Raw genomic sequence first — 22,846 nt, forward strand, 5'->3', positions numbered from 1 at the left:
TTAACCGCTAAGCTTACTCGCCTTTTTTCGCGGCCTGGATGTAGAGCATTTCCAGTGCCAGCGTTGCCGCAGCCAGCGCTGTTATTTCAGATTGATCGTACGCAGGCGCAACTTCCACCACGTCCATACCCACGATGTTCAAATCTTTCAGGCCACGCACCAGTTTGATGGCACGGTCAGACGTCAGGCCGCCGATCACCGGGGTACCAGTACCCGGAGCAAATGCCGGATCCAGGCAGTCGATGTCGAAGGTCAGATAAACCGGCATGTCGCCAACAATCTGCTTAACCTGCGCGATGATGTCGTCAACGCCACGATCGTTCACCTGGCCGGCATCCAGCACGGTGAAGCCGTTGTCTTTATCGAACTCAGTACGAATACCGATCTGCACAGAGTGGTTCGGATCGATCAGGCCTTCGTTCGGCGCGGTGAAGAACATGGTGCCGTGGTCAAATTCACAGCCGTTTGCATAGGTATCGGTATGCGCATCAAAGTGCACCAGCGCCATTTTACCGAAGTGTTTCGCGTGAGCACGCAGCAGCGGCAGCGTCACGAAATGATCCCCCCCGAAGGAGAGCATACGCTTACCAGCAGCCAGCAGCTTCTCGGCGTGCGCCTGGAGTTTTTCGCTCATTTCACGTGCGTCGCCAAAGGCGTACACCAGGTCACCGCAGTCAACCACGTTCAGGCGCTCACGCATGTCGAAGTTCCACGGGAAGCGGTTGTGCTCCCAGGCCAGGTTAGTCGATACCTGACGGATAGCGGCCGGGCCATGACGACCACCCGCGCGGCCAGATGTGGCCATATCAAACGGCACGCCGGTGATAACCCAGTCGGCATCGCTGTCGTACGGCTGGAAGTTCATCGGAAGGCGTAAAAAACCAAACGCGTTAGATACCAGAGAGTTATCGTACTGATGACCTAAAGTGCTCATGTCCTGACCTCTTTTAAAGTCGATTCATTAAAAACAGATGAAAAAAATCCCCTCCGCGTCGTTAAACCCGACGAGGAAGGGATTGATTCGTAAATAGCATATTGGGGCGAATTATCGCCGTTAATTCATACGGGTTCAAGAGAGTATAGGGCATTGTGCGGTCTGATGCCCTCACCCCAACCCTCTCCCACGGGGAGAGGGAGGTTTTCTTACTCGTCTTCCAGATAAGTGTACCCGTACAGACCCGCTTCAAACTCTTCGAGGAACTGCTGCTGCAATGCATCGTCCAGACCGGTGTTTTTCACCTGATCGCGGAACTGAGTCAGCAGCGTTTTCGGATCCAGCTGAACGTATTCCAGCATGTCCGCCACCGTGTCCCCTTCGTCGGACAACTCGACTTCCACGCTGCCGTCAGGGAAGACAAACACGTCAACCGCTTCGGTATCACCGAACAGGTTGTGCATGTTACCGAGGATCTCCTGATATGCACCGACCATAAAGAAGCCCAGCATTGGCGGGTTCTCCGGGTCGTATTCCGGCATTGGCATCGTGGTCGCGATACCGTCACCATCAACGTAATGATCGATAGCACCGTCTGAGTCACAGGTGATATCCAGCAGCACCGCACGGCGTTCCGGAGCGTGGTTCAGCCCTTCCAGCGGCAGAACCGGGAACAGCTGATCAATACCCCATGCATCCGGCATCGACTGGAACAGCGAGAAGTTGACGTAAATCTTGTCCGCCATACGCTCCTGCAACTCATCGATAATCGGACGGTGCGCACGGTTGCTCGGGTCGAGCTGTTTCTGCACTTCATGGCACATGTTCAGATAGAGCTGCTCTGCCCACGCGCGCTCCTGCAGGCTAAAAGTGCCTGAAGAGTAACCCACGTGGATGTCATGCAGATCCATCTGGCTGTCGTGCAGCCATTCGCGCAGGGAACGACGCGTGCCCGGCTCGTGCATCTCCTGCCAGGTTTCCCACATACTTTGCAGGGAACGTGGGGCATCGTCTGCCGGCGGGGTCGCTTCGGTGGTTTCGCTGCGCTCAACGCCGATAATGTTAGAGACCAGCACTGTATGGTGCGCGGTCACCGCGCGACCCGATTCGGTGATCACCGTCGGGTGCGGCAAGCCGTGTTCTTCACACGCATCGCCAATCGCCCAGATGATGTTGTTCGCGTATTCGTTCAGGCCGTAGTTCACAGAGCAGTCAGACTGCGAGCGTGTACCTTCATAGTCCACACCCAGACCGCCGCCCACGTCGAAGCACTGGATATTTACGCCAAGCTTATGCAGCTCAACGTAGAAACGCGCTGATTCGCGCACACCCGTGGCGATGTCGCGGATGTTAGCCATCTGCGAACCGAGGTGGAAGTGCAGCAACTGAATGCTGTCCAGACGACCGCGCTCGCGCAGGATCTCCACCAGTTGCAGGACCTGGTTTGCCGCCAGGCCGAATTTGGATTTTTCGCCGCCGGAGGACTGCCATTTACCGGAACCCTGAGAGGCCAGACGTGCACGCACGCCAAGGCGTGGGATCACGTTCAGACGTTCGGCTTCTTCCAGCACGATAGCGATTTCGGACATCTTCTCGATAACCAGATAGACCTTGTGGCCCATCTTCTCGCCAATCAGCGCCAGACGAATGTATTCGCGGTCTTTATAGCCGTTACAGACGATCACTGAGCGGGTCATCCCCGCGTGTGCCAGAACAGCCATCAGCTCCGCCTTTGAACCGGCTTCCAGCCCCAGCGGTTCGCCGGAGTGGATCAGGGATTCAATGACGCGGCGATGCTGGTTTACCTTGATCGGGTAAACCAGGAAATAGTCGCCTTTATAGCCGTACGATTCACGCGCGCGTTTGAACGCGGCGTTAATAGAACGCAGGCGGTGTTGCAGGATCTGCGGGAAGCAGAACAGTGCAGGCAAACGCTGGCCCTGCGCTTCACGTGCTTTCACCAGTTTGGCGAGATCCACGCGCGCTTCAGGGACGTCTGGATCCGGGCAAACGCTGATGTGGCCCAGTTCGTTGACGTCATAGTAGTTATTGCCCCACCAGGCAATATTGTAAGTGCGCAGCATCTTGCTGGCTTCCTGGGAGCTCATCGCAACCTCCTGCATAGAACGTAGTACACCCTGTTCGCCTGCTGACGAAGGCGAAACCGAAGACATGTCGTCAGACATAGCGAACCTCAACTCTTTGTATTAAGTGTAAAACAGTTGACTACTATCGCAGCGTTATACGGCGATAACAACCCATAAACGGCTCCGTTTTCCAGCATAGTATGCTGAAATCCTGACCGTGCGACCGGTTTCTTATTCATATCATTGTAAAACACGTATCCGAACTCTGTATGACAAGGTTCGGCGAAACCACGAGAAAACTCTTGTATTAACAAGAGCGCCCTTGTTCATTTTTCACAAAGCGTGACCGGCCCTGGAATCCTGAGAAGCGCCGAGATGGGTATAACATCGGCAGGTTTGCAGACTAGAAATGCGGGTTGCGGGAATCAAATGCGCGCCAGAACGGCTGCGCTGAATTAGCGGAAAACGATGGTTCATTATCTCGTATCACCTCCACGGCCGCTCCTGTTGAAACGGACCACAAGCCAAAGCTAAAAGTTCACTGCTTAACCCGGCTGGAAGTGGCGACACGATGAGTTCATCGAGCGCTTTTTTGGTTATCCTAAATAATTCGAGTTTCAGGAAGGCGGCGACGCAGCGAATCCCCGGGAGCTTACAAACGTAAGTGACTGGGGTGAGCGAGGAAGCCAACGTACATGAAACTTGAAGTATGACGGATATGAGCCGCGCGCCGCGTTTTATACCGAGAACAAGGGTAAAAAGCAAAAGATTAATGTGCGTGTTGCCAGCGCCGTCAGGAAATATTTCCAGCTTCGATTTCAACGCAGTGAGAGCTTAGTCAAAAAAAACTGGAAATCGGGTGAAGAAGTGACCTAAAATAGACGTCCAGATGTTAATCCATCCATACTGATTAACACTCAGACTGCCAGTGTCAAAATCCTGCAGGCCTTGGTAGAATTATCTCCTTTGGCTATTCCACACAGCAGCTTGAGCTAACCAAATTCCTCTTAGGTGAAATAAAACATGGCAAAACACCTGTTTACGTCCGAGTCCGTATCAGAAGGACATCCTGATAAAATTGCTGACCAAATCTCCGATGCGGTGCTGGATGCGATCCTCGAGCAGGATCCTAAAGCGCGCGTAGCGTGTGAAACCTATGTCAAAACCGGCATGGTTCTGGTTGGCGGTGAGATCACCACCAGCGCATGGGTTGATATCGAAGAGATCACCCGTAACACGGTGCGTGAAATCGGTTATGTACATTCTGATATGGGCTTTGATGCCAACTCTTGCGCAGTACTGAGCGCAATCGGCAAACAGTCCCCAGACATCAACCAGGGTGTTGACCGCGCCGATCCGCTGGAACAGGGCGCGGGCGACCAGGGTCTGATGTTCGGTTATGCAACCAACGAAACTGACGTGCTGATGCCGGCACCCGTGACCTACGCACACCGTCTGGTGCAGCGTCAGGCTGAAGTGCGTAAAAACGGCACCCTGCCGTGGCTGCGCCCGGATGCGAAAAGCCAGGTAACCTTCCAGTATGACGATGGCAAAATCGTCGGTATCGATGCCGTGGTTCTGTCCACTCAGCACGCCGAAGATATTGATCAGAAATCTCTGCAAGAAGCCGTGATGGAAGAGATCATCAAGCCAGTTCTGCCTACCGAGTGGCTGAGCGCGTCGACCAAATTCTTCATCAACCCAACCGGACGTTTTGTTATCGGCGGCCCAATGGGTGACTGTGGCCTGACCGGTCGTAAAATCATCGTTGATACCTACGGCGGCATGGCGCGTCACGGTGGCGGCGCATTCTCCGGTAAAGATCCGTCTAAAGTTGACCGTTCTGCTGCGTACGCTGCACGTTATGTTGCGAAAAACATCGTTGCTGCGGGCCTGGCTGACCGTTGTGAGATTCAGGTTTCCTACGCAATCGGCGTGGCTGAACCAACCTCCATCATGGTTGAAACCTTCGGTACTGAAAAAGTTCCTTCTGAACAGCTGACCCTGCTGGTGCGCGAGTTCTTCGACCTGCGTCCATACGGCCTGATTCAGATGCTGGATCTGCTGCACCCAATCTACAAAGAAACCGCTGCGTACGGTCACTTTGGTCGTGAACATTTCCCATGGGAAAAAACCGACAAAGCTGCACTACTGCGTGAAGCTGCCGGTCTGAAATAATCGACTCACAGCGTTCTTTTAAAGGCCAGCCTTCGGGCTGGCCTTTTGCATTTGTGCGGTCATTTTTGCCCGGCGGCGCTTCGCTTGCACGGGCCTACGGCTTTTGAGGTGTTTGTAGGCCGGGTCAGGCGCAGCCGCCACCCGGCTCAAAGCCACACCATTTGAAACCGCTTACACCACACCAAATATACCCTGCTTTCAGAATAATCTCTTTGCATGATCGCACTTGTTCTGCTGTTACATTTCATTTCAGTTAAGTCTGAAATTCAAACAAACCCGATGCGCATCACTCAATTTATACCTATATTTTCAGAGTCTTAATTAAATTTACATCCGCATATTTGTGTAACCGATTACACCAATGTGATTTGTTTCACATATTTTTGCGGGTCACTCACCTACCCTTAACCTCGATAAAACTGATAACCCAACTGGAGGGCATAATGCCTGACAATAAAAAACAGGGGCGTACGTCCAACAAGGCGATGACTTTCTTCGTCTGCTTCCTCGCCGCCCTGGCAGGATTACTCTTTGGCCTGGATATCGGCGTGATTGCCGGCGCACTACCCTTCATCACCGATGAATTCCAGATAACCGCCCACACTCAGGAATGGGTGGTGAGCTCCATGATGTTTGGTGCCGCGGTGGGTGCAGTCGGCAGCGGCTGGCTCTCCTTCAAACTGGGCCGTAAAAAAAGCCTGATGATCGGCGCCATTCTGTTCGTGGCCGGTTCATTGTTCTCCGCGGCGGCACCAAACGTAGAAGTACTGCTGGTATCCCGCGTGCTGCTCGGCCTGGCGGTTGGTGTGGCCTCTTATACCGCTCCGCTTTACCTGTCAGAAATCGCACCAGAGAAAATCCGTGGCAGCATGATTTCGATGTACCAGCTGATGATCACCATCGGTATTCTGGGAGCCTACCTTTCCGATACCGCGTTCAGCTACAGCGGCGCCTGGCGCTGGATGCTCGGCGTCATTATCATCCCTGCAATCCTGCTGCTGATTGGTGTGTTCTTCCTGCCGGACAGCCCACGCTGGTTTGCCGCGAAACGCCGCTTCGTGGATGCTGAGCGCGTGTTGTTGCGCCTGCGCGATACCAGCGCAGAGGCGAAAAACGAACTGGAAGAGATCCGCGAAAGCCTGAAGGTAAAACAGTCTGGCTGGGCGCTGTTCAAAGAGAACAGCAACTTCCGCCGTGCCGTATTCCTGGGTGTACTCCTTCAGGTGATGCAGCAGTTCACCGGGATGAACGTCATCATGTACTACGCGCCAAAAATCTTTGAACTGGCGGGTTACACCAACACCACCGAGCAGATGTGGGGCACCGTGATCGTGGGCCTGACCAACGTGCTGGCCACCTTTATCGCCATTGGTCTGGTTGACCGTTGGGGGCGCAAACCAACGCTGACGCTGGGCTTCCTGGTGATGGCTGTGGGGATGGGCGTCCTCGGTACAATGATGCATGTGGGCATTCACTCACCTTCTGCACAGTACTTTGCCGTGGCCATGCTGCTGATGTTTATCGTCGGTTTTGCGATGAGCGCTGGCCCGTTGATTTGGGTTCTGTGCTCTGAGATCCAGCCGCTGAAAGGGCGTGATTTTGGTATCACCTGCTCTACCGCAACCAACTGGATTGCCAACATGATTGTCGGCGCAACCTTCCTGACCATGCTCAATAGCCTGGGGAATGCCAACACCTTCTGGGTTTACTCTGCCCTGAACCTGTTCTTCATTGTGCTGACGGTGTGGCTGGTTCCGGAAACCAAACACGTATCGCTGGAACATATTGAACGTAACCTGATGAAAGGTCGCCCATTGCGCGAGATTGGCGCACACGACTGACCTGCCTGCGGGGAGGTGCCTCTTGCACCTCCCTTTCGCAAGCTCTATGCTCTGCCCCTATGAAAACTCCCCGTCTTCCCATCGCTATTCAGCAGGCCGTAATGCGCAGCCTGCGGGAAAAACTTGCCCTGGCAAATCAGAAACTCGGTCGCAATTACCCGGAACCTAAGCTCGTCTATCAGCAACGCGGAACCTCTGCCGGAACGGCCTGGCTTGAGTCGTACGAAATCCGTCTTAACCCGGTGCTGATGATGGAAAACCAGCAGGCATTTATCGATGAAGTGGTTCCACACGAGCTGGCGCACCTGCTGGTCTGGAAACACTTTGGGCGCGTGGCACCGCACGGCAAAGAGTGGAAATGGATGATGGAAGCGGTGCTTGGCGTTCCGGCACGCAGAACCCATCAGTTCGAGCTTGAGTCTGTTCGCCGCAATACCTTCCCCTACCGCTGCCAGTGCCAGCAGCATCAGCTAACCGTTCGCCGTCATAATCGCGTGGTACGCGGTGAAGCCACCTATCGCTGCGTCAAGTGCGGCGAGCCGCTGGTTGCAGAATAATCAATTGAACAATCAGGAACTTTCCTGATCTGACTGATTGCATACAGGAACAACTTTCGTTACGTTGCGGGCTCGTTTTGACACGGAGTTAACGATGTCCCGTAATATTTCTCTCGCGGTCGCTTTTCTGGCGACGGCATTCTCAGGCTATACCCTGGCCGACGGTATCAACAGTTTCTCTCAGGCTAAGAGCGCAGGTGTAAAGGTTAACGCCGACGTTCCCGGTGATTTCTACTGTGGCTGTAAGATTAACTGGCAGGGCAAAAAAGGGGTCGTTGATCTCGAGTCCTGCGGCTATAAAGTGCGTAAAAACGAAAACCGCGCCAGCCGAATCGAATGGGAACACGTCGTCCCGGCATGGCAGTTTGGCCACCAGCGCCAGTGCTGGCAGGACGGCGGGCGTAAAAACTGCGCCAAAGACCCGGTCTATCGCCAGATGGAAAGCGACATGCATAACCTGCAACCGGCGGTGGGCGAAGTGAACGGCGATCGCGGCAACTTTATGTATGGCCAGTGGAATGGCGGCGAGGGTCAATATGGACAGTGCGCCATGAAGGTCGATTTTAAAGAGAAAGTGGCTGAGCCACCGGCTCGTGCGCGCGGCAGTATCGCCCGCACCTACTTCTATATGCGCGACCGTTATGACCTCACCCTCTCCCGCCAGCAGACACAGCTGTTTAATGCCTGGGATAAGCAGTATCCGGTCACCGACTGGGAGTGCCAGCGCGACGAACGCATCGCCAAAGCCCAGGGGAATCATAACCCTTATGTCCAGCGGGCTTGCCAGGCGCAAAAGAGCTAACCTACACTAGCGGCAATTCGCTTACATTGCATGACACACGGAATTTCTGACTATGCGCATTCCTCGCATCTACCACCCTGAACTGATTACCGCAGGCCGCGAAATCGCCCTGTCCGACGAAGCCGCCAACCATGTTGGCCGCGTGCTGCGCATGGGCGCAGGCCAGGCAGTCCAGCTTTTCGACGGCTCAAATCAGGTTTTCGACGCTGAAATCACCCGTGCTGATAAGAAAAGCGTGCACGTAAATGTGCTGCGTGGCGAAGTGGATGACCGTGAATCGCCGCTGCATATTCATTTAGGCCAGGTGATGTCGCGCGGTGAAAAGATGGAATTCACCATCCAGAAATCGATCGAACTGGGTGTAAGCCTCATTACGCCACTTTTTTCTGAGCGCTGTGGCGTTAAACTGGATGCGGAACGTCTGAGCAAAAAGATCCAGCAGTGGCAGAAAATCGCCATTGCTGCCTGTGAACAGAGTGGCCGCAACCGTATCCCGGAGATCCGTCCGGCAATGGATCTGGAAGACTGGTGTGCTGAACAGGACAGCGGGCTTAAGCTCAACCTCCACCCGCGCGCCAGCGCCAGTATTAATACGCTGCCGCTGCCCGTTGAACGCGTTCGCCTGTTGATTGGCCCCGAAGGTGGCCTGTCCGCTGACGAAATAGCTATGACGGCACGTTACGAATTTACTGATATTCTGTTGGGACCTCGCGTTCTGCGCACTGAGACAACGGCACTCACTGCCATTACCGCGCTGCAAGTGCGGTTTGGCGATCTGGGTTGAAGCATTATTGGAGAGGAACATGATCAAGCTCGGCATCGTGATGGATCCCATCGCAAACATTAACATCAAGAAAGATTCCAGCTTCGCTATGCTGCTGGAAGCACAGCGTCGCGGCTATGAACTCCACTACATGGAGATGAACGATCTTTACCTGATCAACGGTGAAGCCCGCGCACGCACCCGTATTGTTAACGTCGAGCAGAACTACGATAAATGGTACGAATTCGGCACCGAGCAGGATATCCAGCTTGCCGATCTCGATGTGATCCTGATGCGTAAAGATCCGCCGTTCGACACCGAATTTATCTACTGCACCTATATCCTTGAGCGTGCAGAAGAGAAAGGCACGCTGATCGTGAACAAACCGCAGAGCCTGCGCGACTGTAACGAGAAGCTCTACACCGCCTGGTTCTCCGATCTGACGCCAGAAACGCTGGTGACCCGCAATAAGGCCCAGCTGAAAGCCTTCTGGCAGAAGCACGGCGATATCATCATGAAACCGCTGGACGGTATGGGCGGCGCATCGATTTTCCGCGTGAAAGAGAGCGACCCGAACATTGGTGTGATTGCCGAAACGCTGACCGAACTGGGTACCCGTTACTGCATGGCGCAAAACTATCTGCCTGCCATTGTCGATGGCGACAAGCGCGTTCTGGTGGTGGATGGCGAACCGGTTCCTTACTGCCTGGCGCGTATCCCGCAGGGTGGCGAAACCCGTGGTAACCTGGCGGCCGGTGGCCGTGGCGAACCGCGTCCGTTGACCGAAAGCGACTGGGAAATTGCCCGCCGCGTTGGCCCAACGCTTAAAGCCAAAGGCCTGATCTTCGTCGGCCTGGATATCATCGGCGACCGCCTGACTGAAGTGAACGTCACCAGCCCAACCTGCATTCGTGAAATCGAGGCCGAATTCCCTATCTCGATCACCGGAATGCTGATGGACGCAATCGAAAAACGTTTACAGAAATAACCTGTGACAGCGCCTGAGTTTGTCCCCATACTGGGCGCTGTCGCTTTTTAAACCAGGAAACAGAACCTCTGACAATGAATTTACAGCATCACTTTCTTATTGCCATGCCTGCTCTCCAGGATCCCATTTTCCGCCGTTCCGTCGTTTATATCTGTGAATACAATGAAGACGGTGCGATGGGTATCATCATTAATAAGCCTCTGGAAAACCTGCAAATTGAAGGCATTCTGGAAAAGCTAAAAATCACCACTGAAGAGCGTCTGCCTGAAATCCGTCTTGATAAGCCGGTGATGTTAGGCGGGCCGCTGGCTGAAGATCGCGGTTTTATCCTGCATACGCCGCCGGGTTTCTCTTCCAGCATTCGGATCTCGGATAACACCGTGGTCACAACTTCGCGCGACGTACTTGAAACGCTGGGTACCGCCGAACAGCCTTCGGAAGTGCTGGTTGCGCTGGGCTATGCGTCCTGGGAAAAAGGCCAGCTTGAACAGGAGATCCTGGATAATGCATGGCTGACTGCGCCTGCGGATCTGAACATCCTGTTTAAGACCCCTATCGCCGATCGCTGGCGTGATGCGGCTAAACTTATCGGCATTGATATTCTGACCATGCCGGGCGTAGCGGGGCACGCGTAATGAGCGGGACGCTTTTAGCTTTTGATTTTGGCACCCGCAGTATTGGCGTTGCCGTCGGCCAGCGCATTACCGGCACGGCGCGTCCGCTGACGGCGTTAAAAGCGAACGATGGCACGCCAGACTGGACGCTGATCGAACGCCTGCTCAAAGAGTGGCAACCGGATGACGTTATCGTTGGGTTACCGCTTAATATGGATGGCACCGAACAACCGCTCACCGCGCGCGCACGTAAGTTTGCCAACAAAATTCACGGCCGCTTTGGTGTCTCAGTGAAGCTGCACGACGAACGCCTTAGCACCGTCGAAGCCCGTGCAGGCCTGTTTGAGCACGGCGGTTTCAGGGCGCTCAACAAAGGCAGCGTGGACTCAGCGTCTGCCGTGGTGATCCTCGAAAGCTATTTCGAACAGGGTTACTGAGCCTCTTCTGAATTGCCCGCGAAATCGGGCATTTCCAGCAGTTTAGCGTTGAGTTCCTGTAGCGCCTGAAGGCGCGCTTCCACCACATCATTTCCGACATTCCACATCCCGGCAAATGCCAGCGCAGCATGATGCGCACCGACCGGAATCGCCATCGACACTTCCCCATCATCGTGATGCCAGATAACGCGGCCGGTTTTACGCTGCTGGTCAACGTGGGGCGCCAGGTTTTGCCACTGTTCGTCAGTGAAGCGTAATTTCAGCTGTTCGTCGCTCTCTTCTGCCAGCAATGCCATGCCAATGACCGACTGCCAGGCCGGGAGCATCCGATAACCGGCCAGCGCCTGCGTCGTTTGGCTGCCAGGCACCGAGTGCCAGATGTAGATAATCTGGTCCTCCCACAGTACCCCGAGCGCGACGACAATATCGCGCGGCGCGTAACGCTCCAGTATTGGCAAGGCGCGGGAAAAAAGCGCGGATCCACGAATGGACTGTGCCGCCAGGGCATGGATACCCGGCCCCGGCAGATAGCGGCGGTGTTCGTCCTGCATCGTCAGGCCAATCGAGGCCATGGTCATCAGCAGGCGGTTAGCGCGAGTGGTGTTAATTCCCATCAGACGCGCCAGCTCGCGACACCCAATCGCACGATCGCTGGACACCAGGTATTGCAGACAGCGTATACCGTCAATCAGGCTTTGATTTGGTTGTGATGACATGGTTTCGTTTGCTCAAAAGGTAGAGAGTCGATTCTACCGCTCGCACGGATGGAAACAAGGTCAACCCGACGCAACTGCTGACCTTTCGTGAAGCCGCCCCTGCGCTCTGCGTTCCGCAAAGCTTTGGTCAAAATCCTGCATCCCCGCCTGTTGCCCGGTCTGGATAATGCCGGGCAACTGCCAGGTTTTACCCTCGCGGATAAGGTTTGCTGCCGCTGAGGTATTCACCAGCAGTTCGTACAGCGCCACGCGCCCTCCCTGGACGTCCCGACAAAGCTTTTGCGCCAGTACCGCGCGCAAACTGCCCGCCAGCTGATTACGCACCGGGTCTTTTTCCTGTGCCGGAAAGGTATCAACCAGGCGCTCTATTGCCTGCGCCGCCCCACGCGTATGCAGTGTTGCCAGCACCAGATGCCCAGTTTCTGCCGCCGTAAGGGCGAGCCTGATCGTTTCGCTGTCGCGAAGCTCCCCCAATAAAATCACGTCAGGATCTTCACGTAATGCAGCGCGAAGTGCCTCTGCAAATGAAGGGCAGTGCTGGCCTATCTCCCGCTGATGGATAAGACAGCGATCGCTTTGATAAATAACCTCAACCGGGTCTTCCAGCGTCAGAATGTGTTTATCGTAGTGGCGGTTAAGATGATCCACCATTGCCGCAAGCGTAGTGGATTTGCCACTTCCTGTTGCCCCCGTCACCAGAATCAGACCGCTGTCGTTGTCCAGCAGTTCCGGGAGCGTACGCGGCGCCCCCAGCGCCGAAAGCTGCGGGCAGCTCGCCGGTAAGAGTCTGAGCGTGAGTGAAGTACCGTTAATGTGGCTGAATGCGCTGCCGCGTAAACGCTGCTGGCTGGCGAGCGTCACGGCAAAATCTACCTGCCCGTTTGCCCACCAGGTCCCCTGTTGCTCATCGTTAAGCCACGTTTTTAATAGCTGCGTAATATCCGGCGGCGGGAATGGCGCAGGTTCAAGCGTACCTGCCCTGCGCCAGCGTGGCGGTGAATCACTGCACAGGTGTAGATCCGACACGTTATGCTTTACACTAAGGGCCACAATTTCTTCCATTACCACACGACTCTCCTCGGAAAATGAACGACATTGCGCATAACCTGGCACAGGTCCGGGACAAAATCTCAGCCGCAGCAACGCGTTGCGGCCGTGCTCCAGAAGAAGTTACGTTACTTGCAGTGAGCAAAACCAAGCCTGCGAGCGCCATCGCAGAAGCGATTGCCGCTGGTCATCGTGCGTTTGGTGAAAACTACGTGCAGGAGGGCGTGGATAAAATTCGCTATTTCCAGGAACTGGGAAATAGCGACCTGCAATGGCACTTTATTGGCCCGTTGCAGTCGAACAAAAGCCGTCTGGTTGCAGAGCACTTTGACTGGTGTCATACCCTTGACCGCCTGCGGATTGCGACCCGTCTCAGCGAGCAACGTCCGGCCGGGCTCGCGCCACTTAACGTGCTGATTCAAATCAATATCAGTGACGAAAACAGCAAGTCAGGCATCGCGCTAAACGAGCTGGATACACTGGCGGCAGAGGTGGCCGCGCTGCCGGGGTTAACCCTGCGCGGATTGATGGCTATCCCGGCGCCTGAGTCAAGTTACGAAAGGCAGTTTGCCGTGGCACAGCAAATGGCTGTAGCATTTGAGGCGCTTAAAGCGCGCTACTCCACGGTAGACACGCTTTCTCTGGGCATGTCGGACGATATGGAAGCCGCAATTGCGGCAGGCAGCACTATGGTGCGCATTGGCACAGCTATTTTCGGTGCGCGCGATTACCCCCAAAAATAAGGAAACCTGAGGAACGCCATGAAGACGTTGACTTTCCTGCTCTCAACGGTGATTGAACTGTATACGATGGCGCTTTTACTGCGCGTCTGGATGCAGTGGGCGCGTTGTGATTTTTATAATCCCTTCTCGCAGTTTGTTGTGAAAATCACGCAACCTGTAGTGGGGCCGCTGCGCCGTGTAATCCCGGCGATGGGCCCAATTGACAGCGCCTCTTTACTGGTCGCTTTTGTGCTCAGCGTCATTAAGGCCATCGTGCTGTTTATGGTGGTGACGTTCCAGCCCATTATCTGGATCGCCGCCGTTCTGATTCTGGTCAAAACCATCGGGTTGTTGATCTTCTGGGTCCTGCTGGTGATGGCAATCATGAGCTGGGTGAGCCAGGGCCGTAGTCCGGTGGAATATGCCCTGATTCAGCTTGCCGAGCCGCTGCTGCGCCCGATCCGCAGTCTGTTGCCTTCGATGGGCGGCATCGACTTTTCACCGATGATTCTGGTGTTGCTGTTGTACGTCATCAACATGGGTATCACCGAGCTGCTGCAGGCTACGGGCAACATGCTGCTGCCGGGGCTGTGGATGGCGTTATGAGTGCAGTAAGTACCTGCGCCGATGGGCTGGTTTTACGGTTGTATATTCAACCGAAAGCCAGCCGCGATAGTATTGTTGGACTGCATGGCGACGAATTAAAAGTCGCCATCACCGCCCCACCCGTTGATGGCCAGGCGAATGCACATCTGACCAAATATCTGGCTAAACAGTTTCGCGTCGCTAAAAGCCAGGTCATCATTGAAAAGGGTGAGCTTGGGCGTCATAAACAGGTAAAAATCCTCGACCCGCAATCCATCCCGACGGAAGTCGCGGCTCTGAAAGAACAGGAATAAACGATGCAGAAAGTTGTTCTCGCTACCGGTAACGCCGGTAAGGTGCGCGAGCTGGCCTCGCTATTGAATGATTTTGGTCTGGATGTCGTTGCTCAGACCGAACTGGGCGTAGAGTCTGCCGAAGAGACAGGCCTGACGTTTATTGAAAACGCGATCCTGAAAGCGCGCCACGCGGCACAGGTAACCGGCCTGCCCGCGATTGCCGATGACTCTGGTCTGGCTGTTGATTTTCTGGGTGGTGCGCCGGGGATCTATTCCGCGCGTTATTCAGGCGTTGATGCCACTGACCAGCAGAATCTGGAAAAACTGCTTGTTGCCCTGAAAGACGTTCCTGACGAAAAGCGTCAGGCGCAGTTCCACTGCGTGCTGGTTTATATGCGTCATGCGGAAGACCCAACCCCTGTTGTCTGCCACGGCAGCTGGCCGGGCGTGATCACTCGTGAAGCGGCAGGCAACGGCGGTTTTGGCTATGACCCGATTTTCTTTGTCCCGACCGAGGGCAAAACCGCTGCGGAACTGACCCGCGAAGAGAAAAGCGCGATTTCCCACCGTGGACGCGCACTGAAACTGTTACTGGAAGCATTACGTAATGGCTAATTTGCCACCTCTGAGTCTTTATATTCATATCCCGTGGTGCGTGCAGAAATGCCCGTACTGCGATTTCAACTCTCATGCGCTGAAAGGCGAAGTACCGCATGACGATTACGTTGCGCATCTGCTGGCTGACCTGGATGCCGACGTACCTTACGCACAGGGACGTGAAGTTAAGACCATTTTTATTGGTGGCGGTACGCCGAGCCTGCTGTCAGGCCCGGCAATGCAAACGCTGCTGGATGGCGTGCGTGCGCGCCTCAATCTGGCGGCGGATGCTGAAATTACAATGGAAGCCAACCCCGGTACCGTTGAAGCCGACCGTTTTGTCGAGTATCAGCGTGCGGGTGTGAACCGTATCTCCATCGGCGTGCAGAGTTTTAGCGAGCCAAAATTAAAACGTCTGGGACGTATTCACGGCCCGGAAGAGGCAAAACGCGCGGCACACCTGGCGACAGGGCTTAATCTTCGCAGCTTTAACCTCGATTTGATGCACGGCCTGCCGGATCAGTCCCTGGAAGAGGCGCTGGACGACCTGCGCCAGGCAATTGAACTGAACCCGCCGCATCTCTCCTGGTATCAGTTGACCATTGAACCGAACACGCTGTTTGGCTCCCGCCCGCCGGTGCTGCCGGATGACGACGCGCTGTGGGATATCTTTGAGCAGGGGCATCAACTTCTGACCGCCGCGGGCTATCAGCAGTACGAAACCTCCGCCTATGCGAAGCCAGGTTACCAGTGTCAGCACAACCTGAACTACTGGCGATTTGGTGATTACCTGGGTATTGGCTGCGGTGCGCACGGTAAGGTGACCTTCCCGGACGGGCGCATTCTGCGTACCGCCAAGACGCGTCATCCGCGCGGGTTTATGGAAGGACGTTATCTGGAGCGCAGTCACGATGTCGAGGCGGCTGATAAACCGTTCGAGTTCTTCATGAACCGCTTCCGCCTGCTGGAAGCTGCCCCGCGTGCGGAGTTTACGCTGTACACCGGGTTGCCGGAGTCCGTTATACGCCCGCAAATTGACGAAGCGCTGGCACAGAAGTATCTCACCGAGTGTGATGATTTCTGGCAGATAACTGAGCATGGAAAACTGTTCTTAAACTCCCTTCTTGAGCTGTTCCTCGCCGAAGAGCCTGAAAGCTGATTCAGGATTTTGCATCCCGTTCTGCCAGTTGAGAGAAAGGCTGGCAGAGTGTGGGGATGGACAAATCAAAACAACTCCGTAAACAAATGACGCCCGAAGAATTACGCCTCTGGTATTTGCTCAGAGGTCGTCGCTTCTATGGGTATAAGTTTCGCCGCCAGATGCCGGTTGGCACGTATATCGTCGATTTTGCCTGCTTTAAGGCGAAATTGATCGTTGAGCTGGATGGAGGGCAACATCAGGATGAAGCGGCGTATGACTTACGAAGAACTGCGTTCTTAAACGCAAACGGCTGGGAAGTTTTGCGGTTCTGGAATAACGAGTTCAGGGCGAATGAAGAAGAAGTCTTGATGGTTATTTTGCAAAAATTGCAGAGCCTGATGCCCTCACCCTAACCCTCTCCCACAGGGAGAGGGAACTCTGACGCCCTCTCCCCTGGGGAGAGGGCCGGGGTGAGGGGCACAGCGCGCAGAAATCTTACTTCAGCGTCCCCACCAGCGCCTTACGGCTGTCTTCCAGCGACACCACGCGCTTACACACGTCTTTACCGAACTGCTGGAAATCATCCTCCTGATTCTTCCATTCGTTCTGGATCGAGGTCTGTAGGCCGCCCAGGCTACCTAAAACGCCCTGCAATGGGTTTCCGCCGCCTTTCAGCACGGCTTTGGCGCCCATTTCGTTGATGCTGTCCTGCAAGATACCGCCCATCGCCTGATTCACCAGTTGCTGGCCATCGGCACGGACCTGGTCAATCGCCTTATAGTGGAACGTCAGGCCATCGGTACGATTCTCGATAATCCGGTTCATCTGCTCTTTCAGCTGTTTGTCCAGCTTGGTCAGACGGGTGCGCATATTGCTGCTCTCACCCACCTCTTTGGTGATGATCTTATCCAGCGCCACGCGGCTTTTCTCAACGCGCGTCAGCGCGCCGTCGTTAATCCACGGCAGTGCGGTACGCAGTTCGGCCTGGTAATCCTTGGCCTGCTCGCGCTGGGCGGCAGTCAGGTTTTGCGGTTTGCCGTTAAACGTCACGTCACCATCCGGCGTAATCACCAGATTGCCGTTCTCGCCTTTGACCTGCACGGTTTGCGGGTTTAACACCACATCGTCACGCGGGGTGACGCTACATTTATACTCCGCATGGGCGGTGGATCCGATTGCCAGTAAAGCAACCGCCAGCAACGTTTTGCGCATCTTTAACACTCCCTCAGACAAAATGGGCCAGCTAATGCTGGCCCCTTGATGCTTACTTAGTCCCACCAGATATCGAAAAGTTCGCTGATGCGCACATCTTCAAATTTGCGGTCTTCAAGCCATTTACGTACTGCCGCCTGATGCTCTTCAGTGCATTTACCCACTTCTTGCAGGCAAATCAGGCCTTCCCATGACAGGTAACCACTACCGTCAAACGCCAGCTTGTTTGGCTCAATCACGTCGCTGATGAAAGCATCAACGTCCTGATCAATTTGCTCTACGCTTGTACCTTCCGGGAAACGCCATGCGATAGAGAAACCGACTTCCTGGAATTCCTCGATATGCATTTTTTTACGCAGACGACGGCTACGGTTCTTTGCCATTATTTCACCCTCTCGAACATTAAGTCCCATACACCGTGACCAAGACGATGGCCACGCTGTTCAAATTTCGTCACCGGACGTGAGTCCGGGCGCGGTACATAGTCGTTGCTCTCAGACTGGTTTTTATACCCGTCCAGAGACGACATCACTTCCAGCATATGTTCCGCATAAGGTTCCCAGTCGGTCGCCATGTGGAAGACGCCGCCCAGTTTAAGTTTGCTTTTTACAAGCTCAGCAAACTGCGCCTGAACGATACGGCGTTTATTATGACGTGCTTTGTGCCACGGGTCAGGGAAAAAGAGCTGAACCATGTTCAAAGAATTGTCAGGAATCATTTTGTGCAGCACTTCTACCGCGTCGTGACACATCACGCGCAGGTTTTCTACGCCCTCTTCATGGGCAGTCGCCAGACATGCACCCACGCCCGGCGAGTGGACCTCAATACCGAGGAAGTTCTGCTCCGGGCGCGCTTTGGCCATGGCGACAAGCGAGGTGCCCATGCCAAAACCAATCTCAAGCGTAACCGGCGTATCACGGCCAAACAGCTCGGCAAAATCGACAGGCTGTTCACTGAACTCAACGCCCATCACCGGCCAGTAGTTGTCCAGCGCATGTTGCTGCCCTTTGGTCAGGCGGCCCTGACGGCGGACAAAGCTGCGAATACGGCGCAGCGGGCGGCCGTTTTCATCAAATTCCGGTGAAATGACGTCGTTTTTCATAAAAGAGTTGTCTGCTTGTGAGAATGTTCGGGAAACGGGCATTATCCAAAGTTAAGGCTTCTATGCAAGCATGGGAAAGATCCGGTTTACAGCAGATTGACGCTGTGCTGCAATCTGCGTCCCTGATTATGTGAATCGATAACCATGCAAGCCTCTCAATTTTCAGCCCAGGTGCTGGACTGGTACGACAAATACGGGCGTAAAACCCTGCCCTGGCAAATTGAAAAAACGCCTTACAAAGTATGGCTCTCCGAAGTGATGTTGCAACAAACGCAGGTCGCTACGGTTATTCCTTACTTTGAGCGTTTTATGGCACGCTTCCCGACGGTGACCGATCTGGCAAACGCGCCGCTGGATGAGGTATTGCACCTGTGGACAGGGCTTGGCTACTACGCCCGCGCGCGTAATCTGCACAAAGCCGCACAGCAGGTTGCGACGCGCCACAACGGCACATTCCCGGAAACCTTTGACGAAGTGGCGGACTTACCCGGCGTCGGGCGATCGACCGCGGGCGCCATTCTCTCTCTGTCTTTAGGCAAGCACTTCCCCATCCTCGACGGCAACGTCAAGCGCGTGCTGGCACGCTGCTATGCCGTCGACGGCTGGCCGGGCAAGAAAGACGTTGAAAAACGCCTGTGGGAGATCAGCGAAACGGTGACCCCGGCCAAAGGTGTGGAACGTTTTAATCAGGCGATGATGGATCTGGGCGCGATGGTCTGTACCCGTTCCCGACCTAAGTGCGAACTCTGCCCGGTGAATAATATTTGCGTGGCGTATGCCAACAACAGCTGGGCTCAATACCCGGGCAAAAAACCGAAACAGACGCTTCCGGAGCGTACTGGCTACATGTTGCTGATGCAGCAGGGTGATGACGTATTCCTCGCCCAGCGCCCGCCAAGCGGCCTGTGGGGTGGTCTATACTGCTTCCCACAGTTTGAAGATGAAGCATCGCTGCGGGAATGGCTTAAGCAACGTGGAATTGCTGCCGATAACCTCACGCAACTGACCGCGTTTCGCCACACCTTTAGCCATTTCCATCTGGATATTGTGCCAATGTGGCTTCCCGTGTCCTCATTTACCGCGTGCATGGATGAAGGCCCGGCTCTCTGGTATAACTTAGCGCAACCGCCGTCAGTCGGGCTCGCGGCTCCCGTAGAGCGTCTGTTACAGCAATTACGTGTCGGTGCAATGGTTTAGCATCGGCAAGATAAAGAGGAATGAGTATGGCCAGAACCATTTTTTGCACTTTTTTACAGCGCGACGCTGAAGGACAAGACTTTCAGCTCTATCCAGGCGAATTAGGAAAGCGCATCTATAACGAGATCTCCAAAGAAGCCTGGGGACAGTGGCAGAAAAAGCAAACCATGCTGATTAACGAGAAAAAACTCAGCATGATGAACCCGGAACACCGCAAGCTGCTGGAACAAGAGATGGTGAACTTCCTGTTCGAAGGTAAAGACGTACACATCGAAGGCTATACGCCACCGGAAAAATAAAACTCTGCGGGCTGGTGCCCGGCGGCGCTTTGCTTGCGCGGGCCTACGGTTTTGTAGGCCGGGTAAGCGCAGCGCCACCCGGCAAAAGCAACAACTAAGCAAACACAACACGCACTCCCGGAATGATGAAAAAATTTTTAGCGCTAGCTCTTATTGCGCCGTTGCTTGTGTCTTGTTCATCTAAAAAAGGCGATGATTACAACGAAGCCTGGGTAAAGGACACCAACGGTTTTGACATTTTGATGGGGCAATTTGCCCATAACATCGAAAATATTTGGGGATTTAACGAAGTTCTTATCGCTGGCCCTAAGGACTACGTTAAGTACACCGACGCTTACCAGACCCGAAGCCACATCAATTTTGATGATGGTACGATCACGGTCGAGACTATCGCAGGTACTGAACCTGCCGCACGCCTGCGCCAGGCCATCATCAAAACCCTGCTGATGGGCGACGATCCGGGCTCTATCGATCTCTACTCCGATGCTGACGACATTACTATCTCCAAAGAGCCGTTCCTGTACGGTCAGGTTGTCGATCAGACCGGCCAGGCGATCCGCTGGGAAGGCCGCGCCACGAAATTCGCCGACTACCTGCTGCAAACGCGTCTGAAAAGCCGGACTAACGGGCTGCGTATTATTTACAGCGTGACCATCAATCTGGTGCCAAACCACCTTGATAAACGTGCACATAAATACGTGGGCATGGTACGTCAGGCGTCGCGGAAATACGGCGTGGATGAGTCGCTGATTCTGGCGATTATGCAGACCGAATCCTCCTTTAACCCTTACGCCGTAAGCCGTTCTGACGCGTTAGGCCTGATGCAGGTTGTCCAGCACAGCGCCGGGAAAGACGTTTTCCGCTCGCAGGGGAAATCGGGTACGCCAAGTCGTAGCTACCTGTTCGATCCGCAAAGCAACATTGATACCGGCACGGCGTATCTGGCGATGCTCAACAATGTCTATCTGGGGGGAATTGATAACCCAACTTCACGTCGCTATGCGGTGATCACCGCATATAACGGCGGTGCGGGCAGCGTACTGCGCGTCTTCTCAAATGACAAAGTGCAGGCGGCGAACATCATCAACAGCATGGCACCGGGCGATGTCTATTCGACACTGACCACCCGCCACCCGTCGGCGGAATCCCGTCGTTATCTGTATAAAGTGAATACGGCGCAGAAGAACTATCGTCGTCGATAACCCCCTCACCCTGCCCTCTCCCACCGGGAGAGGGTAAAAAATACCCCACCCATACGAAAATGTTATTTGCATCACAATCCAAACTGCAAATTAATGTGGATTGCATTTTTTTGCGGGAGGTAACAAAACATATCGTTGCCTGCTGATAGAATTGCATCAAATACCAACCCTGAATGTTTCTATAACAACATATCTCCCGCTCACTTGTGAGGAAAGTAACATGAACCTTAAGCTGCAGCTTAAAATCTTGTCGTTTCTGCAGTTCTGCCTGTGGGGTAGCTGGCTGACTACACTCGGCTCCTATATGTTTGTGACGCTCAAGTTCGATGGTGCGTCTATCGGTGCCGTATACAGCTCGCTCGGTATTGCGGCTGTCTTCATGCCAACGCTGCTGGGTATCGTGGCGGATAAATGGTTAAGCGCAAAATGGCTGTACATGCTTTGTCATCTGGTGGGTGCGGGGACGCTGTTTATGGCAGCCGAAGTCACCACGCCTGGCGCGATGTTCATGGTGATCCTGCTTAACTCGCTGGCCTATATGCCAACGCTTGGCCTTATCAACACCATCTCCTACTACCGCCTGAAATCAAACGGTATGGATATCGTGACTGACTTCCCGCCAATCCGTATCTGGGGCACCATCGGCTTTATCATGGCGATGTGGGGCGTGAGCTTCGCGGGCTTCGAACTGAGCCATATGCAGCTCTATATCGGTGCTGCGCTGTCTGTTGTGCTGGCGATCTTCACCCTGACCCTGCCGCACATTCCGGTGTCTAACCAGCAGAAAAACCAGAGCTGGAGCACCATGCTGGGCCTGGATGCATTTGCTCTCTTCAAAAACAAACGCATGGCGATTTTCTTTATCTTCTCCATGCTGTTGGGCGCGGAACTGCAAATCACCAACATGTTCGGCAACACCTTCCTGCACAGCTTCGATAACAACCCGCTGTTCTCCGGTAGCTTTATCGTTGAACACGCGTCGGTGATGATGTCTATCTCTCAGATCTCTGAGACGCTGTTCATCCTGACCATCCCGTTCTTCCTGAGCCGCTACGGCATCAAGAACGTGATGCTTATCAGTATCGCGGCCTGGATGTTGCGCTTCGGCCTGTTCGCTTACGGCGACCCAAGCCCGTTCGGCACCGTGCTGCTGGTTCTGTCGATGATTGTTTACGGCTGCGCCTTCGACTTCTTCAACATTTCGGGTTCCGTGTTTGTGGAAAAAGAAGTGAAGCCTGAAATCCGCGCCAGTGCGCAGGGTATGTTCCTGATGATGACCAACGGCTTCGGCTGTATTCTGGGCGGTGTGGTGAGCGGTAAAGTGGTTGAGATGTACACCACCAACGGTATCACTAACTGGCAGCCAGTGTGGCTCATCTTCGCCGCGTACTCGCTGGTACTGTTCTTCGCGTTTATCGCGCTGTTCAAATACAAGCACGTTCGCGTGCCAGAGGGTGCACAGCCGATTGCGCATTAATTGTGGTGCCCGGTGGCGCTTCGCTTACCGGGCATACAAAACCAGACCGTAG

At 54.4% G+C, this 22,846-nt stretch carries 26 protein-coding genes; 18 read left to right on the top strand and 8 right to left on the bottom strand.

The genetic code is table 11. The features are described from left to right. Window positions 1-13: 13 nt before the first annotated feature. The 3 genes from speB to yqgB form a co-directional block, all read right to left on the bottom strand. Window positions 14-934: an agmatinase gene (gene speB, locus N1249_RS18215; RefSeq protein WP_014071686.1), complete on the bottom strand. Its 921-nt coding sequence runs from the start codon at window positions 932-934 to the stop codon at window positions 14-16. A gap of 209 nt (window positions 935-1,143) precedes the next feature. Further along, on the bottom strand, window positions 1,144-3,120 hold the full coding sequence (gene speA / locus N1249_RS18220) for a biosynthetic arginine decarboxylase (protein WP_259831869.1): 1,977 nt from the start codon (window positions 3,118-3,120) through the stop codon (window positions 1,144-1,146). An 8-nt stretch (window positions 3,121-3,128) separates the two neighbouring features. Further along, complete coding sequence (gene yqgB, locus N1249_RS18225; protein WP_166717525.1) at window positions 3,129-3,260, bottom strand: acid stress response protein YqgB; 132 nt, start codon at window positions 3,258-3,260, stop codon at window positions 3,129-3,131. Window positions 3,261-4,044: 784 nt separating this feature from the next. Between yqgB and metK the strand changes: the two genes are divergently transcribed. From metK to ruvX, 8 genes are all read left to right on the top strand, one after another. Beyond that, a complete protein-coding gene (gene metK, locus N1249_RS18230; RefSeq protein WP_014071689.1) occupies window positions 4,045-5,199 on the top strand; it encodes a methionine adenosyltransferase in 1,155 nt (384 codons plus the stop codon). A gap of 443 nt (window positions 5,200-5,642) precedes the next feature. Further along, the gene (gene galP / locus N1249_RS18235; RefSeq protein WP_259831871.1) at window positions 5,643-7,040 is read left to right on the top strand and encodes a galactose/proton symporter; all 1,398 of its coding nucleotides are present in this window, start codon (window positions 5,643-5,645) and stop codon (window positions 7,038-7,040) included. A gap of 59 nt (window positions 7,041-7,099) precedes the next feature. After that, complete coding sequence (locus tag N1249_RS18240) at window positions 7,100-7,597, top strand: SprT family zinc-dependent metalloprotease (protein ID WP_014071691.1); 498 nt, start codon at window positions 7,100-7,102, stop codon at window positions 7,595-7,597. Between the two features lie 94 nt (window positions 7,598-7,691). Continuing rightward, on the top strand, window positions 7,692-8,399 hold the full coding sequence (gene endA / locus N1249_RS18245) for a deoxyribonuclease I (protein WP_259831872.1): 708 nt from the start codon (window positions 7,692-7,694) through the stop codon (window positions 8,397-8,399). Window positions 8,400-8,451: 52 nt separating this feature from the next. Next, window positions 8,452-9,183 carry a 16S rRNA (uracil(1498)-N(3))-methyltransferase gene (gene rsmE, locus N1249_RS18250; protein ID WP_259831873.1) on the top strand — a complete coding sequence of 244 codons (732 nt, stop codon included), beginning with the start codon at window positions 8,452-8,454 and terminating at the stop codon, window positions 9,181-9,183. Window positions 9,184-9,202: 19 nt separating this feature from the next. Beyond that, entirely contained in the window at window positions 9,203-10,150 is a 948-nt protein-coding gene (gene gshB, locus N1249_RS18255; protein WP_182062370.1) for a glutathione synthase, read from the top strand. 74 nt (window positions 10,151-10,224) lie between these two features. Then, window positions 10,225-10,785, top strand: coding sequence for a YqgE/AlgH family protein (locus tag N1249_RS18260; protein WP_014071695.1), 561 nt, complete (start codon window positions 10,225-10,227; stop codon window positions 10,783-10,785). Beyond that, the gene (gene ruvX / locus N1249_RS18265) at window positions 10,785-11,201 is read left to right on the top strand and encodes a Holliday junction resolvase RuvX (protein ID WP_014071696.1); all 417 of its coding nucleotides are present in this window, start codon (window positions 10,785-10,787) and stop codon (window positions 11,199-11,201) included. Before N1249_RS18260 ends, ruvX begins: the two co-directional genes overlap by 1 nt. Here ruvX and N1249_RS18270 read toward each other — a convergent pair. Beyond that, window positions 11,195-11,917, bottom strand: coding sequence for an IclR family transcriptional regulator (locus tag N1249_RS18270; protein WP_259831875.1), 723 nt, complete (start codon window positions 11,915-11,917; stop codon window positions 11,195-11,197). The genes ruvX and N1249_RS18270 overlap by 7 nt on opposite strands. A gap of 60 nt (window positions 11,918-11,977) precedes the next feature. Beyond that, window positions 11,978-12,985 (bottom strand): type IV pilus twitching motility protein PilT, encoded by a 1,008-nt coding sequence (locus N1249_RS18275; RefSeq protein WP_259831877.1) that lies wholly within the window; start codon window positions 12,983-12,985, stop codon window positions 11,978-11,980. Window positions 12,986-13,002: 17 nt separating this feature from the next. Between N1249_RS18275 and N1249_RS18280 the strand changes: the two genes are divergently transcribed. Genes N1249_RS18280 through N1249_RS18305 form a run of 6 tightly spaced genes read left to right on the top strand, consistent with a single transcriptional unit; the run spans window position 13,003 to window position 16,718 of the window. After that, window positions 13,003-13,707 carry a YggS family pyridoxal phosphate-dependent enzyme gene (locus N1249_RS18280; protein ID WP_217186910.1) on the top strand — a complete coding sequence of 235 codons (705 nt, stop codon included), beginning with the start codon at window positions 13,003-13,005 and terminating at the stop codon, window positions 13,705-13,707. Between the two features lie 18 nt (window positions 13,708-13,725). Next, entirely contained in the window at window positions 13,726-14,292 is a 567-nt protein-coding gene (locus N1249_RS18285) for a YggT family protein (RefSeq protein ID WP_182062375.1), read from the top strand. Further along, entirely contained in the window at window positions 14,289-14,585 is a 297-nt protein-coding gene (gene yggU / locus N1249_RS18290; protein WP_014071701.1) for a DUF167 family protein YggU, read from the top strand. Before N1249_RS18285 ends, yggU begins: the two co-directional genes overlap by 4 nt. A 3-nt stretch (window positions 14,586-14,588) precedes the next feature. Then, on the top strand, window positions 14,589-15,182 hold the full coding sequence (locus N1249_RS18295; RefSeq protein ID WP_259831880.1) for an XTP/dITP diphosphatase: 594 nt from the start codon (window positions 14,589-14,591) through the stop codon (window positions 15,180-15,182). Next, the gene (gene hemW, locus N1249_RS18300) at window positions 15,175-16,323 is read left to right on the top strand and encodes a radical SAM family heme chaperone HemW (RefSeq protein WP_259831882.1); all 1,149 of its coding nucleotides are present in this window, start codon (window positions 15,175-15,177) and stop codon (window positions 16,321-16,323) included. Before N1249_RS18295 ends, hemW begins: the two co-directional genes overlap by 8 nt. 56 nt (window positions 16,324-16,379) lie before the next feature. Next, the gene (locus tag N1249_RS18305) at window positions 16,380-16,718 is read left to right on the top strand and encodes an endonuclease domain-containing protein (RefSeq protein WP_259831883.1); all 339 of its coding nucleotides are present in this window, start codon (window positions 16,380-16,382) and stop codon (window positions 16,716-16,718) included. 82 nt (window positions 16,719-16,800) lie between these two features. Here N1249_RS18305 and N1249_RS18310 read toward each other — a convergent pair whose 3' ends face one another. From N1249_RS18310 to trmB, 3 genes are read right to left on the bottom strand one after another with little or no spacing between them, the layout of a single operon-like run. Continuing rightward, a complete protein-coding gene (locus tag N1249_RS18310) occupies window positions 16,801-17,517 on the bottom strand; it encodes a DUF2884 domain-containing protein (protein ID WP_259831885.1) in 717 nt (238 codons plus the stop codon). A 56-nt stretch (window positions 17,518-17,573) separates the two neighbouring features. Next, complete coding sequence (locus N1249_RS18315; RefSeq protein WP_182062380.1) at window positions 17,574-17,900, bottom strand: YggL family protein; 327 nt, start codon at window positions 17,898-17,900, stop codon at window positions 17,574-17,576. Then, window positions 17,900-18,619: a tRNA (guanosine(46)-N7)-methyltransferase TrmB gene (gene trmB, locus N1249_RS18320; RefSeq protein WP_259831888.1), complete on the bottom strand. Its 720-nt coding sequence runs from the start codon at window positions 18,617-18,619 to the stop codon at window positions 17,900-17,902. The genes N1249_RS18315 and trmB overlap by 1 nt, the downstream gene beginning before the upstream one ends. A gap of 144 nt (window positions 18,620-18,763) precedes the next feature. On the opposite strand from trmB, the gene mutY reads away from it, so the two are divergent. From mutY to N1249_RS18340, 4 genes are all read left to right on the top strand, one after another. Further along, window positions 18,764-19,816: an A/G-specific adenine glycosylase gene (mutY, locus tag N1249_RS18325; protein ID WP_259831892.1), complete on the top strand. Its 1,053-nt coding sequence runs from the start codon at window positions 18,764-18,766 to the stop codon at window positions 19,814-19,816. A 26-nt stretch (window positions 19,817-19,842) separates the two neighbouring features. Continuing rightward, window positions 19,843-20,115 (top strand): oxidative damage protection protein, encoded by a 273-nt coding sequence (locus tag N1249_RS18330; protein WP_013098674.1) that lies wholly within the window; start codon window positions 19,843-19,845, stop codon window positions 20,113-20,115. 125 nt (window positions 20,116-20,240) lie between these two features. Beyond that, on the top strand, window positions 20,241-21,317 hold the full coding sequence (gene mltC, locus N1249_RS18335; protein ID WP_259838215.1) for a membrane-bound lytic murein transglycosylase MltC: 1,077 nt from the start codon (window positions 20,241-20,243) through the stop codon (window positions 21,315-21,317). 220 nt (window positions 21,318-21,537) lie between these two features. Further along, a complete protein-coding gene (locus N1249_RS18340) occupies window positions 21,538-22,794 on the top strand; it encodes a nucleoside permease (RefSeq protein ID WP_259831896.1) in 1,257 nt (418 codons plus the stop codon). Window positions 22,795-22,846 lie beyond the last annotated feature (52 nt).

Source organism: Enterobacter sp. CP102 (assembly GCF_025152625.1).
In the GTDB taxonomy this organism is placed as follows: Bacteria; Pseudomonadota; Gammaproteobacteria; order Enterobacterales; family Enterobacteriaceae; genus Enterobacter; species Enterobacter soli.

What these genes read in the sequence shown, in the direction of transcription:
- speB (WP_014071686.1), bottom strand. Translation starts at nt 934, where the DNA reads ATGAGCACTTTAGGTCATCAGTACGATAACTCTCTGGTATCTAACGCG.
- speA (WP_259831869.1), bottom strand. Translation starts at nt 3,120, where the DNA reads ATGTCTGACGACATGTCTTCGGTTTCGCCTTCGTCAGCAGGCGAACAG.
- yqgB (WP_166717525.1), bottom strand. Translation starts at nt 3,260, where the DNA reads ATGAATAAGAAACCGGTCGCACGGTCAGGATTTCAGCATACTATGCTG.
- metK (WP_014071689.1), top strand. Translation starts at nt 4,045, where the DNA reads ATGGCAAAACACCTGTTTACGTCCGAGTCCGTATCAGAAGGACATCCT.
- galP (WP_259831871.1), top strand. Translation starts at nt 5,643, where the DNA reads ATGCCTGACAATAAAAAACAGGGGCGTACGTCCAACAAGGCGATGACT.
- N1249_RS18240 (WP_014071691.1), top strand. Translation starts at nt 7,100, where the DNA reads ATGAAAACTCCCCGTCTTCCCATCGCTATTCAGCAGGCCGTAATGCGC.
- endA (WP_259831872.1), top strand. Translation starts at nt 7,692, where the DNA reads ATGTCCCGTAATATTTCTCTCGCGGTCGCTTTTCTGGCGACGGCATTC.
- rsmE (WP_259831873.1), top strand. Translation starts at nt 8,452, where the DNA reads ATGCGCATTCCTCGCATCTACCACCCTGAACTGATTACCGCAGGCCGC.
- gshB (WP_182062370.1), top strand. Translation starts at nt 9,203, where the DNA reads ATGATCAAGCTCGGCATCGTGATGGATCCCATCGCAAACATTAACATC.
- N1249_RS18260 (WP_014071695.1), top strand. Translation starts at nt 10,225, where the DNA reads ATGAATTTACAGCATCACTTTCTTATTGCCATGCCTGCTCTCCAGGAT.
- ruvX (WP_014071696.1), top strand. Translation starts at nt 10,785, where the DNA reads ATGAGCGGGACGCTTTTAGCTTTTGATTTTGGCACCCGCAGTATTGGC.
- N1249_RS18270 (WP_259831875.1), bottom strand. Translation starts at nt 11,917, where the DNA reads ATGTCATCACAACCAAATCAAAGCCTGATTGACGGTATACGCTGTCTG.
- N1249_RS18280 (WP_217186910.1), top strand. Translation starts at nt 13,003, where the DNA reads ATGAACGACATTGCGCATAACCTGGCACAGGTCCGGGACAAAATCTCA.
- N1249_RS18285 (WP_182062375.1), top strand. Translation starts at nt 13,726, where the DNA reads ATGAAGACGTTGACTTTCCTGCTCTCAACGGTGATTGAACTGTATACG.
- yggU (WP_014071701.1), top strand. Translation starts at nt 14,289, where the DNA reads ATGAGTGCAGTAAGTACCTGCGCCGATGGGCTGGTTTTACGGTTGTAT.
- N1249_RS18295 (WP_259831880.1), top strand. Translation starts at nt 14,589, where the DNA reads ATGCAGAAAGTTGTTCTCGCTACCGGTAACGCCGGTAAGGTGCGCGAG.
- hemW (WP_259831882.1), top strand. Translation starts at nt 15,175, where the DNA reads ATGGCTAATTTGCCACCTCTGAGTCTTTATATTCATATCCCGTGGTGC.
- N1249_RS18305 (WP_259831883.1), top strand. Translation starts at nt 16,380, where the DNA reads ATGGACAAATCAAAACAACTCCGTAAACAAATGACGCCCGAAGAATTA.
- N1249_RS18310 (WP_259831885.1), bottom strand. Translation starts at nt 17,517, where the DNA reads ATGCGCAAAACGTTGCTGGCGGTTGCTTTACTGGCAATCGGATCCACC.
- N1249_RS18315 (WP_182062380.1), bottom strand. Translation starts at nt 17,900, where the DNA reads ATGGCAAAGAACCGTAGCCGTCGTCTGCGTAAAAAAATGCATATCGAG.
- trmB (WP_259831888.1), bottom strand. Translation starts at nt 18,619, where the DNA reads ATGAAAAACGACGTCATTTCACCGGAATTTGATGAAAACGGCCGCCCG.
- mutY (WP_259831892.1), top strand. Translation starts at nt 18,764, where the DNA reads ATGCAAGCCTCTCAATTTTCAGCCCAGGTGCTGGACTGGTACGACAAA.
- N1249_RS18330 (WP_013098674.1), top strand. Translation starts at nt 19,843, where the DNA reads ATGGCCAGAACCATTTTTTGCACTTTTTTACAGCGCGACGCTGAAGGA.
- mltC (WP_259838215.1), top strand. Translation starts at nt 20,241, where the DNA reads ATGAAAAAATTTTTAGCGCTAGCTCTTATTGCGCCGTTGCTTGTGTCT.
- N1249_RS18340 (WP_259831896.1), top strand. Translation starts at nt 21,538, where the DNA reads ATGAACCTTAAGCTGCAGCTTAAAATCTTGTCGTTTCTGCAGTTCTGC.